The organism is Cypionkella sp. (assembly GCF_028290025.1).
Classification (GTDB): Bacteria; Pseudomonadota; Alphaproteobacteria; order Rhodobacterales; family Rhodobacteraceae; genus Cypionkella.
Genome location: NZ_JAQGKQ010000035.1, coordinates 1 through 15,055 on the forward strand (window position 1 = coordinate 1; position 15,055 = coordinate 15,055).

Below are 15,055 nucleotides of genomic sequence, written 5' to 3' on the forward strand. Positions count from 1 at the left end.
ACCAGCGCCGCTAAGGCACTGTCGCGGCGGGATTTGATTACCTGCACTGGCTCCGGGCGTTTCATGGCAGATCGCCTTTCGGTCGGTCCAAGGTGAAAGCACCGGTCCCCATAGCGACGGGACGGCTTGTGTCATCGTCGCAAGCCACCACGCGCACGAAGGCCACCGACCTGGTGACATGATGACACTCCGCCCGCGCGGTGATGGTCTGGCCGGGGGTTGCGGGCCGCATATAGTCGATGCGCAGATCGAGCGTAGCGGTCGAGGTTGGCGCGGAAGGATGGCTCATCACACTCGCGCCCGATGCGGTATCCATCAGCGCCGAAATCGCACCGCCATGCAACACGCCCGTCGCTGGATCACCGACAAAGCGCGCGTCCCATGGCATCGTGATGGTGGCGCTGCCCGCGCCAAGTTCGGTCAGATCCATCGCCAGCGCGCGCGAGAACGGCAGGGCTTGGATGAATTGGCGGGCGATGGTCAGGATATCTGTCATGCGGCTATAATCTCGGCTCTGCGGCCAAGCGCAAGGGGTTGCGTCGATCACTACGATGCGGGCGCTTCTTGCACCAAAAGCCACCAGCGCCTAGTCTGACGTTTAGGGGGCCGTCCATGACCGAAGTTCGTCTGACTTTTAAGGATATGTGCGCAAAGTTCGATGTGACGCCGCGCACGCTGCGCTACTATGAGTATATCGAACTTCTGGCCCCGGAAAAGCAAGGCCGCGCGCGGTTTTACGGCGCGCGTGAGGTGGCGCGGCTGACGCTGATTTTGCGCGGGCGGCGGTTTGGCTTTAGTCTTGAGGAAATCCGGCAATGGCTGCTGATCTATCGCCAGAAGGGCACCCAAACTCAGTTGGAGCAATGGCTGGATATGGCGGATCGTCAACTGGCGGATCTCACACGGCAGCAGGCCGACCTGCAAAGCTCGATCACTGATCTGCGGGCGCTGCGCGAGACTGCGGCGGCAGAGATTGAGCGACTTCGCGCAGTGACTGCTGCGCAAAGTTGACACCACGTCATGCGGTTTGTTGACGTTACGTTACATGACGTTAACGTCAACTTCACTACTATACGGTCATTATCACCTTATGTAATCGGCATCCTTTGCCGCGAGAATGACATGACCACAGTTGAAACCCTGACCATCCGTGAAATGTGTGACACCTATCAAGTGACCGCCCGCACTTTGCGATTTTATGAAACCAAAGAGTTGTTGTCGCCGATCCGGGCGGGCAGCAGACGGCTTTACACCAAGCAAGACCGCGCCCGCTTGCAGTTGATCTTACGCGGCAAACGCTTTGGTTTCAGTTTGGAAGACATTCGCCAGTTGCTTGATATGTATAACAGAAATGGCAGCAACCAAGCGCAACTGGCCCGAACTTTTGATCTGGGGCAGAATCGTTTGGAGCAGATGAAGGCCCAGCGAGATGAGCTGAGCGTTGCCATTGCCGAATTGGAAACCGAATTACAGGGCGCTGCTGCGGCTTTGAGCGCGTTTCGCGATGCTGCCGAATAAAGCCTGCTTTGCACCACGCATGAAGCCGATTGAGGAGTGACCCCCGATGACCGTCTACGTAGCCCCCGTCAAAGATATGCAGTTTCTTTTGCATGATGTGCTGGCGATCAGCGGTTCGGATATTCCCGGCTACAGCGATATGGACGCGGGCTTTACCGCTGCGGTGCTAGAGGAAGCTGGCAAGATTGCCACTGACCTGCTGGCTCCGCTAAATGCAGTGGGCGACCGGATCGGCTGCGTGTTGGAAAACGGCGTGGTGCGCACACCTGCGGGCTTCAAGGCGGCGTTTGATACGGTGAAGCAAGGCGGTTGGACGGCGCTCGATTGCGACCCGGAGTATGGCGGCCAAGGTCTGTCCTATGTCGTGGCGACGGCGGTGGGTGAGATGTTTGTCTCGGCCAATATGGCGTTCAACATGTATCAAGGGCTGACCCACGGGGCTTACTCGGCGATCCATAAGCACGGCACGGCAGAGCAGAAAGCGACGTATTTGCCGAAGATCATTTCGTGCGACTGGACTGGCACGATGAACCTGACCGAGCCGCATTGCGGCACCGATCTGGGCATGATGCGCACCAAGGCTGAACCGCAGGCGGATGGCAGCTATAAGATTTCGGGCACGAAAATTTTCATCTCGGCGGGCGAGCACGATCTGGCCGAAAATATCATCCATCTGGTGCTGGCGAAGGCTCCTGGTGGGGGTGAGGGCACCAAGGGGATTTCGCTGTTTATCGTGCCGAAGTTTTTGGTCAATGCGGACGGCACTTTGGGTGCGCGCAATGGCGTATCGGTGGGGAAACTCGAAGAAAAGATGGGGATTCACGGCAACGCAACTTGCGTGATGAACTACGACGGTGCTGTGGGCTACCTGCTCGGCGATCTGCACAAAGGGATGCGCGCGATGTTCACCATGATGAACGAGGCGCGGTTGGGCGTGGGCTTGCAAGGCTATGCGGTGGCCGAGGCTGCGTATCAAAATGCGCTGGCCTATGCGAAGGATCGCTTGCAGGGGCGCGATGTGACCGGGGCAAAGAACCCGAGCGGCCCGGCTGATCCGCTGATCGTGCATCCTGATATTCGCCGCAGCTTGATGGATCAGAAAAGCTTTGTCGAAGGCGCGCGGGCGTTTACGTTCTGGGCGGCCTCAATGATCGACCAATCGGTACGCAGCGGTGATGCGGCGGCAGAGGGGTTGGTTTCCCTGCTGATCCCGGTGCTGAAAGGCTTCCAGACCGACAAAGGGTTTGAGATGGCGGTGCAGGCTCAACAAGTTTGGGGCGGGCATGGCTATATTGAGGATTCTGGCATGTCGCAGTTTGTCCGCGACGCCCGGATTGCGCAGATTTATGAGGGCGCGAATGGTGTGCAGGCGTTGGATTTGGTGGGGCGCAAGCTCGCCACCGATGGCGGCAAGCATGTGATGGCGTTTTTCGCGCTGGTGAAGGATTTCATCAAGGCGAATGAAACGGATGCGCGGATGACGCCCTATCTTGACCCGCTCAAAGCGGCGTCAAAGGATGTGCAGGCGGCGGCGATGTTCTTTATGAACGCTGGCATGAAGAACCCGAATGCGGCGCTGGCGGGGTCTTATGATTTCATGACCATGCTCGGGCATACATGTCTGGGGCTGATGTGGGCGAAGATAGCGAAAGCGGCTTTCGCGGGCTTGGATACCGGTGGCGATGCCGATTTCCTCAATGCGAAACTCGCGACCGGGCGCTATTATATGCTGCGGCAGCTGCCCGCCACGGCGATGCATTTGGCCCGCATTGAATCTGGCGCTGATCCGGTGATGGCGTTGGCGGCTGAGGCGTTCTAAGCTGACGCATAGGTCAAAGGAGTCCATCCCATGCCGAAACGTTTCCGCCTTACCCGCCGCTTTCCGGTTGCGATGACCGAAGACGGTTATCGCCGCCTGAAGACGTTCGCCAAAGAGGCGGGCTTGGATGAGGGCGAGGCGCTGTCGTTTCTGTTTGAGAATTACTCATCAGTGATCAACCACGACAATCTGACACATCGGCTGCGGCTGTTTAACTCTGAGGTAGACGCGCGCAAGACCTGAAGGTTCATACTCGCCTAACTTCCAGACTGGCTTAAATATTCCACGGGGGTGTGGGGGTGTGAAACCCTCGCTCCGCCCTTCCCCGGAAAGGGAACGTGATGACCGCAAAACTCTACTGCTTTGGCGAATCTGGTAATGCGTATAAGGTCGCGCTGGCGCTGACCTTTGCCGATATCGAATGGGAGCCGGTGTTTGTTGATTTCTTTAACGGCGAAACCCGCACGCCTGAGTTCCGCGCCATCAATGAGATGGGCGAAGCACCAGTGTTCGTTGATGGCGACACCACGCTGACGCAATCGGGAGTGATCCTCGATTTTATCAGCTCCAAATCCGGCAAGCTGGGCGGCAAGTCGGCGGCAGAGCGGCGCGAGGTGTTGCGCTGGATGTTTTGGGACAATCACAAGTTCTCAACGCAGATCGGTATCGTGCGGTTCTTGACCAACTTTGTCAGCGACGACAAGCGCCCCGAGGGGGTGATCCCGTTCCTGCAAGCGCGATTGAAATCGGCCTACACCATTTTGAACGGCCATCTTGAGGGGCGCAAATGGGCGGCGGGTGAAGCGATGACCATCGCTGATCTGTCGCTGTGCGGCTATCTTTATTACCCCGAGCCGTTTGGGTTTGACCGCAAGGATTGGCCGAATATTGACGCTTGGCTGGACCGCATTGCGGCGGTGCCGGGCTGGAAACATCCCTATGATCTGATGCCCGGCAAACCGTCTGACCGGGCTTAAGGAGGCACTATGACCGACGCTTTAATCTATGACGCCGTGCGCAGCCCGCGTGGCAAGGGTCGCCCGGACGGGGCTCTGCACGAGCTGACGGCGGTGACGCTTTCGGCGAAGATTCTGGATGCAATCCGCGAGCGTAACGGGCTGGACGGCCACGCGGTTGAGGATGTGATCTGGGGCAATGTCACCCAAGTTGGCGAGCAGGGCGGCTGTTTGGCACGCTCGGCGGTGCTTGCTTCGGGCTTGGATCAGTCGATCCCCGGTTTGGCGATCAATCGGTTTTGTGCCTCTGGGATGGAGGCGGTGAACCTTGCCGCCAACCAGATCAAGGGCGGTGCGGGGCAAGCCTATATCGCAGGCGGCGTGGAGATGATGGGCCGGGTTGCAATGGGCTCGGACGGCGCTGCGATTGCGGTTGATCCGGGTTTGGCGATGAAAACCTATTTCGTGCCGCAAGGGATTTCGGCGGATATTATCGCCACCGAATATGGCTTTACGCGTGAGATGGCGGATGCTCTGGCCGTGGAATCGCAGGCACGAGCAGCGGCGGCTTGGGCGGATGGGCGCTTTGCGGGATCGGTGATTTCTATCAAGGATCAGAACGGCTTGACCATTCTGGATCGCGACGAATACATGCGGCCCGGCACTGATATGGCCACTCTCGGGGCGCTGAAACCGGCGTTCAAGGATATGGGCGAGACGATGCCCGGTTTTGATAAGATCGCGCTGATGAAATATCCGCATCTGGAGCGGATCAATCACGTTCATCATGCGGGCAACTCGAGCGGCATCGTTGATGGCGCGGCGGCTTTGCTGATCGGCAATGCAGAGTTTGGACAGGCGCATGGCTTGAAACCTCGGGCGCGTATCCGTGCTACGGCGAAAATCGGGACGGATCCGACGATCATGCTGACCGGCCCGGTGCCAGTGACCGAGAAAATCCTGCGCGATGCCGGGATGTCGATTGGCGATATTGATCTGTTTGAGGTCAACGAGGCTTTCGCAAGCGTGGTTCTGCGGTTTCAGCAGGCGTTCGGGGTTGATCCAAGTTTGATCAACGTCAATGGCGGCGCGATTGCTTTGGGGCATCCGCTGGGCGCGACGGGGGCTATTATCATCGGCACGCTGCTCGACGAGCTGGAACGCAGCGGAAAATCGGTGGGGTTGGCCACACTCTGCATCGCCTCGGGCATGGGAGCGGCCACTATTATTGAGCGGCTGTGACGAGGAGGAAGCGTGATGCCAAAGCTGGATATGAGCAAGGTTCCGGTGAAAACCGGCTCGATTTATCCGCCGCCTTACGCCGAAATGGTGGCGGGGCGCAGCAGTCTTCGGTTGGGCGAGGCGGGCGGGCTGACCCAATTTGGGGTTAATCTGGTGATCTTGCCGCCGGGAACGCTGTCGTCATTGCGGCATTGGCATTTGGCTGAAGACGAGTTCGTTATGGTGACGCAGGGCGAGTGTGTGCTGATGCAGGATGCAGGCGAAACCCTGATGGTTGCGGGCGATTGCGCGGCGTTTCCGGCGAATGTGCCGGACGGGCATCAGTTCATCAACCGCTCGGATGCGGAGGCACGGTTTTTGGTAGTGGGCAGCAAGGCCAAGCGCGAGGTGGTGACCTATTCCGAAGTAGATTTGGTGCTGACGGTTGAGGCTGGGCAGGCCAATTATACCTACAAAGATGGTAGCAAATGGGAGGGCGCGCGGTGATTGTCGATGCAGCTTTAGCCGATTTGACCGAGCGCGACGGCGTAAGCACGCTGCATCTGTCAAAGGCGGGTGGGATTGGCCAGTTCGGCGCTTATGTTGAAACTTTGGCTCCGGGGGCATGGTCTTCGGATCGGCACTGGCACTCGGCTGAGGATGAGTTTCTGTATGTGCTGGAAGGGCTTGGCAGCTTGCATGATGATGCAGGGATGCATAATTTGCAGGCTGGCGATGCAATCTGTTGGCGGCATGGTGCGTCGAATGGGCATCGGGTGGGCAATCGTTCCGATGCACCGCTGCGCTATCTGATCGCGGGTTCACGGGTGCAGGGCGACGTTTGTACCTACCCAGACTCAGGGCGAAAGCAGATCAACACTGCGACTGAATGGCGGGTCGAAGATGCCGACGGTGTGAGGCTGCGCGGCGGGGATTTGCCAGCAGAATTGCTGGGATTGCCGCCTGTATGGGGGCAGCCGTTTGACGGCTCGGCGCGGCCCAATCTGCTGCCTGCTGAGAGCCGAGTTTGGCAACACGCGCAAGCTTATGTCCATCCGGTGCTGGGCGGCGGCTTGGGCGATTACTGGCACTCGATTTTAGGCGATGTCGGCGGGCTTTCGCAGATCGGCGCGCATCTGGAGAGGTTGCCTTCTGGCGCGAAATCCAGCTTTCGGCACTGGCATGAGGCGGAAGATGAGTTGATTTTCGTGCTGTCAGGTCAGCCGACGCTGATTGAAGATACCGAAACCGAGCTCACTCCCGGCCAGATGATTTGCTGGCCTGCGGGCGTTGCGATTGGCCACCAGTTGGAAAATCGCAGCGAGGCTGACGCGGTTTATCTCGTGCTCGGCACGCGATTGCCGCGCGACACCATTCATTATCCCGATCACGATCTGATCACCCATAAAGACGGCGCGGCGCGGCATTACACCGACGCGGCTGGCCGTCCCCGCAATGCAGGAGCGCGCGCATGACCGATTTCACAATGACCACAGATGGCGACGGCGTGGCGACAATCACTTGGGATGTGGCGGCGAAGTCAATGAATGTGATGTCGACGGCGGCGTTTGGGCTGTTGAGCGATCTGGTGGATCAGGCGTTGGCCGACGCTGCGGTGAAGGGGATCATCATCACGAGCGGAAAGAAGGATTTTGCCGGCGGGATGGATCTGAACGTCATCGCCGAAATGCGTGCGGGTGGGGCGCAGACGATTTTCGATGGCGTGATGACGATGCACAAGGTGCTGCGGAAAATCGAATTGGCAGGGATGGACCCGAAGACCAAGAAGGGCGGCAAACCGATTGTGGCGGCGCTGCCGGGCACCGCTTTGGGCATCGGGTTGGAACTGCCTCTGTCGTGTCATCGCATCATCGCGGCGGATAATCCGAAGGCGAAAATCGGGTTGCCAGAGATTATGGTGGGGATTTTTCCGGGCGCTGGCGGGACCACGCGACTGGTGCGCAAGATGGGCGCGATGATGGCGGCTCCGTTCCTGTTAGAGGGCAAACTGTCCGACCCAAAGTCTGCGAAGGCGGCTGGGTTGATTGATGAGGTGGTGGCTCCTGATCAGCTCTTGGCGCGGGCGAAGGAATGGGTGCTGGCCGCGAAAGACGCCGATCTGGTCAAGCCTTGGGACGACAAGGGCTACAAAATGCCCGGTGGTGCGCCGTATAACCCGGCGGGGTTTATGACGTTCGTTGGCGCAAGCGCGATGGTTTTGGGCAAGACGATGGGGGTTTATCCGGCGGCCAAGGCTTTGCTGTCGGCGGTTTATGAGGGCGCTTTGGTGCCGTTCGATGTGGCTTTGCGGATCGAGGCGCGGTGGTTCACCTCGGTGCTTTTAAACCCGTCGTCGTCGGCGATGATCCGCAGCTTATTCATCAACAAAGAGGCGTTGGAGAAGGGCGCGAACCGGCCCTCGGTCGCCGATCAGTCGGTGAAAAAGCTGGGCGTGATTGGTGCCGGGATGATGGGGGCTGGGATCGCCTATGTCGCGGCGCTGACGGGGATTGAGGTGGTGCTGATTGATGCCGCACAAGAAAGCGCGGATCGCGGCAAGGCGCATTCCGCGGACCTACTCGACAAGGGCATTCAGCGCCGCAAAGTGACGGCGGAGAAAAAGACGGAAGTGTTGGACCGGATTTTGGCGACTACGGATTATGCGGCTTTGGCTGGCTGTGATCTGGTGGTCGAGGCGGTGTTTGAAGACCCGAAAGTGAAGGCAGAGGTGACGGCTAAGGTTGAAGCAGCGGTGGGGGCGGAGTGCATTTATGCCTCCAACACCTCCACCTTGCCGATCTCAATGCTGGCGAAGGCGAGCGCGCGGCCGGAGCAGTTTATTGGCATCCATTTCTTCTCACCCGTCGATAAAATGAACTTGGTGGAGATTATTCGGGGCAAGCAAACCGGAGACGTGGCTGTGGCCAAGGCGCTGGATTTTGTGCGCGCCATTCGCAAAACGCCGATTGTGGTGAACGATGCGCGGTTCTTTTATGCCAATCGCTGCATCATTCCTTACATCAACGAGGGCATTCGCATGGTGGCGGAAGGGGTCGAGCCTGCGCTGATCGAGAATGCGGCGAAGCTGGTGGGGATGCCTTTGGGGCCGCTGCAACTGGTCGATGAAACCTCGATTGATCTGGGCGTGAAAATTGCCAAGGCGACCAAAGCCGCGATGGGTGAAGCTTACCCGGATGGCGCGGTGGATGTGGTGTTGTTCTGGATGGCAGATCAGGGCCGGATGGGTCGGAAATCCAATTCGGGGTTCTATGCCTATGATTCCGCAGGCAAACGCGAAGATCTGTGGGAAGGTCTCGCGGCGCAATATCCGCATGGATCCGACCCGGAATTGACCACCGTTCAGCACCGTTTACTGATGGCACAAGTGCTGGAAGCGGTGCGGGCGTTGGAGGACGGCGTGTTGACCGATATTCGGGAAGGCGACGTCGGGGCGATCTTGGGCTGGGGCTTTGCGCCGTGGTCGGGTGGGCCGTTCTCGTGGCTGGATATCATCGGTGCGCCGCGCGCGGTTGAGATTTGCGAAAAGTTGGTCGCAGGGTTTGGCGCGCGGTTTGAAGCCCCTGCCCTGCTGCGTGAAATGGCAGCCAAAGGCGAAAGCTTTTACGGGCGGTTTGCGGCGCAAAAGGCGGCTTAGTCTGGATCGAAGCGATAGCCGAAGCGGATGATATCCTCGGCGCTGATTTGGGCAACCAGATCGGCGTCGGCATCCGAATAGAATCCGCGCCAATCGCGGGCGCGGTCGGAGGCGTTGGCATGTTGTAAGGGCGTCAGCCGGAAACCGAGATGCGCCTCAAACGGTGCGAGATCGGTTTCCAGTTGCTCTAACCGGGCGTACAGGCTGGCGCGTTGAAAGCCCAAACGGTCGCGCATATAGGCGGTGTAGGGCCAGAGCCGGAAGGCAGTGCGGGTTTGGGCGTGGTTCAGGAAGCCACTGAAATCATGTGACTTTGCCAGACCCACGGCGGGGTGGGCAAAATTTTGACTCCTCAGCCAGTGGTAATAGCTGACGGCGCGATCCCAAGGGTTGCGCACAAGGGTCAGAGTGAAGAAATCGGCAATCTCATCATCGGTGACAAGGCCCGCAATGTCGGAAAGCGTGGAGTGTTTCCACAGCCGACCCGCCGATTTCACCCCCACCAACCGGCCCTTGCGCGCGCGGGCCTTCGGCGTATCGCCGATCAGGATATCATCCTTCTTCGCGCGATCTTCCAGTGCAAGCGTCAGCGCGGTGCCGCCGGTTTTCGGGATATGCACGAAGATGAAGCGTCGGCCGCGGGAGATGATCATGGCGTGACCTGCAAGTTGGAGCCGTTATCGCGGGCATCGAGCCCGCTCACCCGGCTTTGGTGCTTTGCATTCATCTTGGTCGCAAGATTTTCGCAGCAGGCTGCTGCGGCACTCTCAGAAGCCTTCGGCGGGGATGTTTGAGCAGAGCGGATGACCATGGGCTAAACAGGGTTGGGCAGGGGTTGCCCATCAAGATGCGCTATCAAATTGGCGACGGCCATCATGCCCATCGCGGTGCGGGTTTCCAGCACGGCTGTGCCAAGATGGGGCAGCAGGGTGACGTTCTCCATACTGAGCAGGGCTGGGGTGATGCTCGGCTCATTCTCGTAGACATCAAGGCCAGCGCCCGCGATCTGGCGCGATTGCAGTGCTGTAGCGAGGGCTGCTTCATCGACGATGTCACCGCGGGCGATGTTGATCAAGATGCCATGTGGGGACATTTGCGCAAGGGCTTCGGCGTTGATCAAATGATGGGTTGCAGGGCCGCTTGGTACTGAAATCACCACGAAATCGGCTTGCAGCACCTGCGCCATGGGGAGTTGCTGTGCGGGCAACCCCGCGTCAGTGCGCGAGCGGCTATGAAAGATCACGTTCATGCCAAAGCCATAGTGGCAACGCTGCGCAATGGCGCGACCGATGCGGCCCATGCCGATGATGCCGACGGTTTTACCCGAAACTTGCGCGCCGAGCATTTGCGTTGGATGCCAGCCTTGCCACTGACCTGCACGCAGCATCCGCTCCGCCTCGCCCGCGCGCCTGGCCGTCATCAACAGCAGAGTCAGGGCAATATCGGCGGTGGCATCGGTGACAGCGCCGGGAGTGTTGGTGACAGCGATGCCGTGGGCGGCGGCGGCTTTGGTGTCAATATGGTTGAAGCCGACGCCGAAATTGGCGAGCAATTTGGCGCGCGGCGCGGGGACATCGGCGAACACTTGTGCGGTGAAGAGATCGCCCAACGTCGGCAGCACGACGTCGTAGTCGGTAAGGGCAGCGCGCAGCTCCGTGGCGGAGAGTGGCAGGGTGCTGTCGCGAGCAGTCACGTCAAAGCGGGCGCAGGCGGCGGTCATTACGGGGTCGGGCAGCGGGCGGGTGATCAGCAGGTTCATCAGAACAGTTTACCTCCCAATGGCACGTCGTGGCCGGGGCCGATCAGCACAACTTCACCGTCGGCGTCGGGCACGCCAAGCACCAGCACTTCGGACATTACCTTTCCGATCTGGCGCGGCGGGAAGTTGACCACGGCCAGCACTTGCCGCCCGACCAGGCCCTCCGGTGTGTAGTGCTTGGTAAGCTGCGCAGAAGATCGTTTTTCGCCAATATCGCCGCCAAAATCCACCCAGAGTTTGATCGCAGGCTTGCGCGCCTCGGGGAACGGCTCGGCGCGGGTGATGCGGCCAACGCGGATATCGACTTGTTCAAATTGGGTGTAGGTGATTTGGGCCGTTTCGGTCATTTGCCTAGCTCTCTGCCACGGTCGGCGGCGGCTTTAACGGCGCGTTTCAGCAGGGGCGGAAAGCCGGTCTCAGCGTTCATCAGCACGGCCAAAGCTGCAGCCGTGGTGCCGCCGGGCGAGGTTACGTTGATGCGCAACTGGCTGGCTGGCTCAGTGGATTGATGGGCGAGTTCGCCCGCACCACAAACGGTCGCCCGCGCGAGTTTCATCGCGATCTCAGCGGGCAGACCTTCGGCCTCGCCCGCTGCGGCCATGGCCTCGATCAAATGGAATACATAGGCAGGACCGGAGCCGGAAACGCCTGTAACAGCGTCAATCTGATGTTCGCCGTCAAGCTCCACAACCTGCCCTACCGCAAGCATCAACTGATGCGCCAAGGCCAGCCCTTCGGCCCCCGCATGGGCGTTGGCGCAGATGCCGGTAATACCGCGCCCGACCATCGCAGGAGTGTTCGGCATGGTGCGCACAATGGGGGTGCGATCCCCGAGCGCTGCCTCAAACGTTGCTATCGAGGTACCTGCCGCGATGGAAACGAACAGAGCTTTGCCATTGCCCAAGGCTTGCAGGGCGGGCAGAGCCGCGCCCATCATCTGCGGTTTGACAGCCAGCAAGGCCACGGCGGGCGCTTTCGGCATGCCTTGGTTCAGATGCACGCCAGTGGTTTTCAGCCACTCGGTCGGATGCGGCTCAATCACCCAAACGCTCGTCGCAGGCACGCCTGCCGCCAACCAACCGGTGAGCAGCGCGGTGCCCATTTTGCCGCAACCCAACAGCACAAGCCCATCGCGGGCAATCACATCCAGCGTCATCGCACACTCCCTTTTGCCAAGAGGTTAGTGGGCTTTGCTGATATATTGAATCGGAAAGCGCGCGTGCTGGCGAGAAATCTGGCGCGGTTCAGGCGCGGCCGTAAGCCTCGGCAATCGCAACTTTCATCGCATCGGCGGGGGATTTGTCGGCCCAAGACACCAGTTGGAACGCTGGATAGAACCGCTCTGACGCGGTGATGGCTGCGGAAATCAGCTGGTCAATCTGCTCTGCCACCACCATCTGCCCACCGGCGAGACAAAGTCCGTAGCGCCAAACCATCAACTTTTGCTCGGACCAATACGTAAATGCACCGGTCCACACCATGTCATTGCAACGGTTCAGCACATCATACAGCGCACCCATCTTGTCGGTTGGAGGCTCCATCTCGAATGTGCAGATCAGACGGAGGGTTTCGTCCTGCGACGACCAAGCGAGGGTCAGGGCGTAGGTGCGCCATTGGCCCTCAACCGCCATCGCGATTTGATCATCAGTGACACGGTCGAACTCCCAAGCATGGCGAGTGGCAAGATTTTCCACGATGTCGATCGGATGGAGATCGTCACTCAGCAGGTAATCTTCGGAGAATGACATCGACCGGCCTCATTATAAAGCCCTAGAGGGTCAAAAACCCCTAAGGATTGGGCGCCCGGCCACTAACGGCGTAAACCCGACTGCGACCTTACTAAATATAGTGAGACGACGGGGGAAGCCTGTAAATATGGTTATGGTGAAATCTTCTGTGGACAACATTGTGGCGTGACAGCCGAGTTGGCAGAGTTTGACAGCAGAGTCTGCAGCAACGCGATTTTCGGAAAAAAGGGCCTTAGTGTCCGTTTAGCTCGCCAAAGCCGATAAGAACATAGATTCATAAGACAGCGTCCCGCGCTTGATTTGCAGCAGCTTTGTACGCAGCGCCTCAACCTTTTCTCGTTTTTCTTTTTTGGAATCCGGAGCTGCACTGGTACTAAGTATTCCGCAGTGCGCAGGATTTTCCGGGCTATCTTTGCCCTCTTCGCCCGCAGCTACGGGCAAATGCTTTACGAAAAATAGATACTGCCCGGCTTCGTCCGCAAGCGACCGAATATCGCCACAGAGAAATTCAACAAATCGGGGCTTCAATCTTTCTAGCCTTACATCTCTGCCATCGCGCTGCTGCTGATTGATACGCCAGTCCACAGATCCTTGCTGAACGCCTGCTAGCCTGTCTGTGCTGACGTAGCGGGGCTGACCAGTGTCATCATTATCAGGGACCAAGTCACCCGGTTCAAATGCAGAAGTTTTCAGTTTGTCTCCGTCGAAATGGCACGGATGCCAAACCATCCGCAAAACAATATCCGTATCATCGACCACAAAAAACTCCGCAGATCATGCTGCCAATATCGAAAGGAACTGTTCTGGCAAAGGTAATGTCAGGTCGGTGGCACCATCTTTGCGCACCTCACCGCCGCGCTCAATATAATAAGCAAAAGTACCGTCCCCAAATACCGACAGACTTCCGACAATTTTCTGGTTATCCCAGGTCAGTACGATAGATCCCTCACTGTCCATACCCACCATAGGCAAAAACCCAGCCGGGTTTGCCCACGCCAGTTTATGCAACAGCGTGCGAGCGTCTTTTTCGGTGTCCTGAGTGAGTGCCATTGAACCGTCACCATGCCAACCGGGAGAGAAGGTCGAAAAGCTCTCAAGTTCCTGAACTAGCTCGATCCAGTTGTTTGGAAAATCCGCGCGGACAAGCCAGTTCACACCAAGATCACTCAAGATGCCATCGGGCAAGACCTCCTGATCTGAATCAGTGTTCGGCAATATAGTACTTAGCTCCGCGTTCCGATTTACCTGAAACTGCCGAGAATTGGTTGACGGCTCCTTAACACTGAGAACGGTGAAGTCGCTTTTTCGAGGTGCTCGATCAGGGTAGTTGCTTGCGCCAAATGCTGCCGTAGCAAACATCACGGCAAAAGCGCTAGGCAGAAAGAAATTGAACTCACGAGCCGTTGAGGCGAGGTTGCTAGACATTTGCGTCACTCCCTTTCAGCAATCCGATCTTGTCGGCAGCTTTTTCAGTGATCACTAGCCCGACCAACTGATTGCATCTGTTATGCATGATATCAAATTTGGATGGAAGTGAGGTGAGATCAAGACCCTTTGCCTCAGCCCTAAGCTCAAGCTTAGTGTAAATTTGTATGCTTCGAGCAATTTTCCCGTACGGCGTCGTACCGTCCTGCGCGTCCAAATTCTGATTTATGAGATATTTTTCTCCGTGCAAATGTTCAAACCATCCTCGATGGGTATGCCACATTTCGTTTCCGCTTAAGACGCTCTGCGGCATAAGTGCCAATACACCGTGCCTTATCAGATCAGTTGGCGTCGACAAGTTGGCAGGCCCATCAAAGATGAACCTGTCCATGTAGTCATGCACGACTGCAGAGGCGTTAACTGCACGGCCTGCGTCTTCAAGCATGCTTGAGCAAACATTTTTGAATCTTGAAAAAGCCTTCACCCAACCACGGTAGTCCGTCGACTCATACACCAGCCGACCACTATTCAATACGACAGCTTCCATCGCAACAGTCGGCGACGATTTCCTTATAGCCTGCCAACCAGATTGGACCTGCGAATGAACAGGTTGAGAGTGAATATCTCCTCCAACAACGAAGTTCTGCACGTGCATCGGTTCCCGGTTTTCAAAACGCAGCTCTGTCCGTCTTGCGTCCAGCGCCAAACCAATCGCATCAACAAGCTTCGTTGGAAGCGGTTCGGAGAAAACAATTTCGAACCTAACGCGCTCAACGGCATGAGAAAGATGTAGCGGGGCCCAAGTCAAAAATTTACTCCTGAATCACGAGAATCTAATCGAAGCAATAACGCCAACATATTCTTGTCTGCGTTTCTGTATGCGGGCAACCTACAATTTGCAACCAAATGGTATTTTGGCAGTGCAAGAGGCGCTTTGCAGCGTCCCTTGCACTT

Annotated in this window: 18 protein-coding genes; 9 read left to right on the plus strand and 9 right to left on the minus strand. The window is 57.9% G+C overall.

Features of this window, described 5'->3' with window-relative positions:
• Positions 1-61: 61 nt before the first annotated feature.
• Complete coding sequence (locus tag JWS10_RS04410; RefSeq protein ID WP_299482873.1) at positions 62-496, minus strand: PaaI family thioesterase; 435 nt, start codon at positions 494-496, stop codon at positions 62-64.
• Between the two features lie 116 nt (positions 497-612).
• Here JWS10_RS04410 and JWS10_RS04415 point away from each other — a divergent pair, with 116 nt between their 5' ends.
• From JWS10_RS04415 to JWS10_RS04455, 9 genes are all read left to right on the plus strand, one after another.
• Positions 613-1,011, plus strand: a complete 399-nt coding sequence (locus tag JWS10_RS04415) for a MerR family DNA-binding transcriptional regulator (RefSeq protein WP_299505157.1) — start codon at positions 613-615, stop codon at positions 1,009-1,011.
• A 111-nt stretch (positions 1,012-1,122) separates the two neighbouring features.
• A complete protein-coding gene (locus JWS10_RS04420; RefSeq protein WP_299482879.1) occupies positions 1,123-1,518 on the plus strand; it encodes a MerR family DNA-binding transcriptional regulator in 396 nt (131 codons plus the stop codon).
• Between the two features lie 46 nt (positions 1,519-1,564).
• Positions 1,565-3,337 carry an acyl-CoA dehydrogenase C-terminal domain-containing protein gene (locus JWS10_RS04425; protein ID WP_299505158.1) on the plus strand — a complete coding sequence of 591 codons (1,773 nt, stop codon included), beginning with the start codon at positions 1,565-1,567 and terminating at the stop codon, positions 3,335-3,337.
• A 30-nt stretch (positions 3,338-3,367) separates the two neighbouring features.
• The gene (locus tag JWS10_RS04430) at positions 3,368-3,580 is read left to right on the plus strand and encodes a hypothetical protein (protein WP_299482885.1); all 213 of its coding nucleotides are present in this window, start codon (positions 3,368-3,370) and stop codon (positions 3,578-3,580) included.
• A 98-nt stretch (positions 3,581-3,678) separates the two neighbouring features.
• Positions 3,679-4,314 (plus strand): glutathione S-transferase family protein, encoded by a 636-nt coding sequence (locus JWS10_RS04435; RefSeq protein WP_299505159.1) that lies wholly within the window; start codon positions 3,679-3,681, stop codon positions 4,312-4,314.
• 9 nt (positions 4,315-4,323) lie between these two features.
• Positions 4,324-5,535 (plus strand): acetyl-CoA C-acetyltransferase, encoded by a 1,212-nt coding sequence (locus JWS10_RS04440; RefSeq protein ID WP_299505160.1) that lies wholly within the window; start codon positions 4,324-4,326, stop codon positions 5,533-5,535.
• A gap of 15 nt (positions 5,536-5,550) precedes the next feature.
• Positions 5,551-6,021 carry a cupin domain-containing protein gene (locus tag JWS10_RS04445; protein WP_299505162.1) on the plus strand — a complete coding sequence of 157 codons (471 nt, stop codon included), beginning with the start codon at positions 5,551-5,553 and terminating at the stop codon, positions 6,019-6,021.
• Positions 6,003-6,989, plus strand: coding sequence for a cupin domain-containing protein (locus tag JWS10_RS04450; RefSeq protein ID WP_299505163.1), 987 nt, complete (start codon positions 6,003-6,005; stop codon positions 6,987-6,989). The genes JWS10_RS04445 and JWS10_RS04450 overlap by 19 nt, the downstream gene beginning before the upstream one ends.
• Entirely contained in the window at positions 6,986-9,169 is a 2,184-nt protein-coding gene (locus JWS10_RS04455) for a 3-hydroxyacyl-CoA dehydrogenase NAD-binding domain-containing protein (protein WP_299505164.1), read from the plus strand. Before JWS10_RS04450 ends, JWS10_RS04455 begins: the two co-directional genes overlap by 4 nt.
• Here the strand turns inward: JWS10_RS04455 and JWS10_RS04460 are convergent.
• From JWS10_RS04460 to JWS10_RS04495, 8 genes are all read right to left on the minus strand, one after another.
• Positions 9,166-9,822, minus strand: a complete 657-nt coding sequence (locus tag JWS10_RS04460; protein WP_299505165.1) for a sulfotransferase family 2 domain-containing protein — start codon at positions 9,820-9,822, stop codon at positions 9,166-9,168. The genes JWS10_RS04455 and JWS10_RS04460 overlap by 4 nt on opposite strands.
• A 161-nt stretch (positions 9,823-9,983) precedes the next feature.
• On the minus strand, positions 9,984-10,928 hold the full coding sequence (locus tag JWS10_RS04465; protein ID WP_299505166.1) for a D-glycerate dehydrogenase: 945 nt from the start codon (positions 10,926-10,928) through the stop codon (positions 9,984-9,986).
• Positions 10,928-11,275, minus strand: coding sequence for a tRNA-binding protein (locus JWS10_RS04470; protein ID WP_299505167.1), 348 nt, complete (start codon positions 11,273-11,275; stop codon positions 10,928-10,930). The genes JWS10_RS04465 and JWS10_RS04470 overlap by 1 nt, the downstream gene beginning before the upstream one ends.
• Positions 11,272-12,084 carry a pyrroline-5-carboxylate reductase gene (gene proC / locus JWS10_RS04475; RefSeq protein WP_299505168.1) on the minus strand — a complete coding sequence of 271 codons (813 nt, stop codon included), beginning with the start codon at positions 12,082-12,084 and terminating at the stop codon, positions 11,272-11,274. The genes JWS10_RS04470 and proC overlap by 4 nt, the downstream gene beginning before the upstream one ends.
• Positions 12,085-12,172: 88 nt before the next feature.
• A complete protein-coding gene (locus JWS10_RS04480; protein ID WP_299482909.1) occupies positions 12,173-12,676 on the minus strand; it encodes a YbjN domain-containing protein in 504 nt (167 codons plus the stop codon).
• Positions 12,677-12,919: 243 nt separating this feature from the next.
• Positions 12,920-13,435, minus strand: a complete 516-nt coding sequence (locus tag JWS10_RS04485) for a hypothetical protein (protein ID WP_299505169.1) — start codon at positions 13,433-13,435, stop codon at positions 12,920-12,922.
• A gap of 15 nt (positions 13,436-13,450) precedes the next feature.
• Positions 13,451-14,101, minus strand: coding sequence for a hypothetical protein (locus JWS10_RS04490; protein ID WP_299505170.1), 651 nt, complete (start codon positions 14,099-14,101; stop codon positions 13,451-13,453).
• A complete protein-coding gene (locus tag JWS10_RS04495; RefSeq protein ID WP_299505171.1) occupies positions 14,094-14,909 on the minus strand; it encodes a TIGR04255 family protein in 816 nt (271 codons plus the stop codon). Before JWS10_RS04495 ends, JWS10_RS04490 begins: the two co-directional genes overlap by 8 nt.
• Positions 14,910-15,055: the final 146 nt, after the last annotated feature.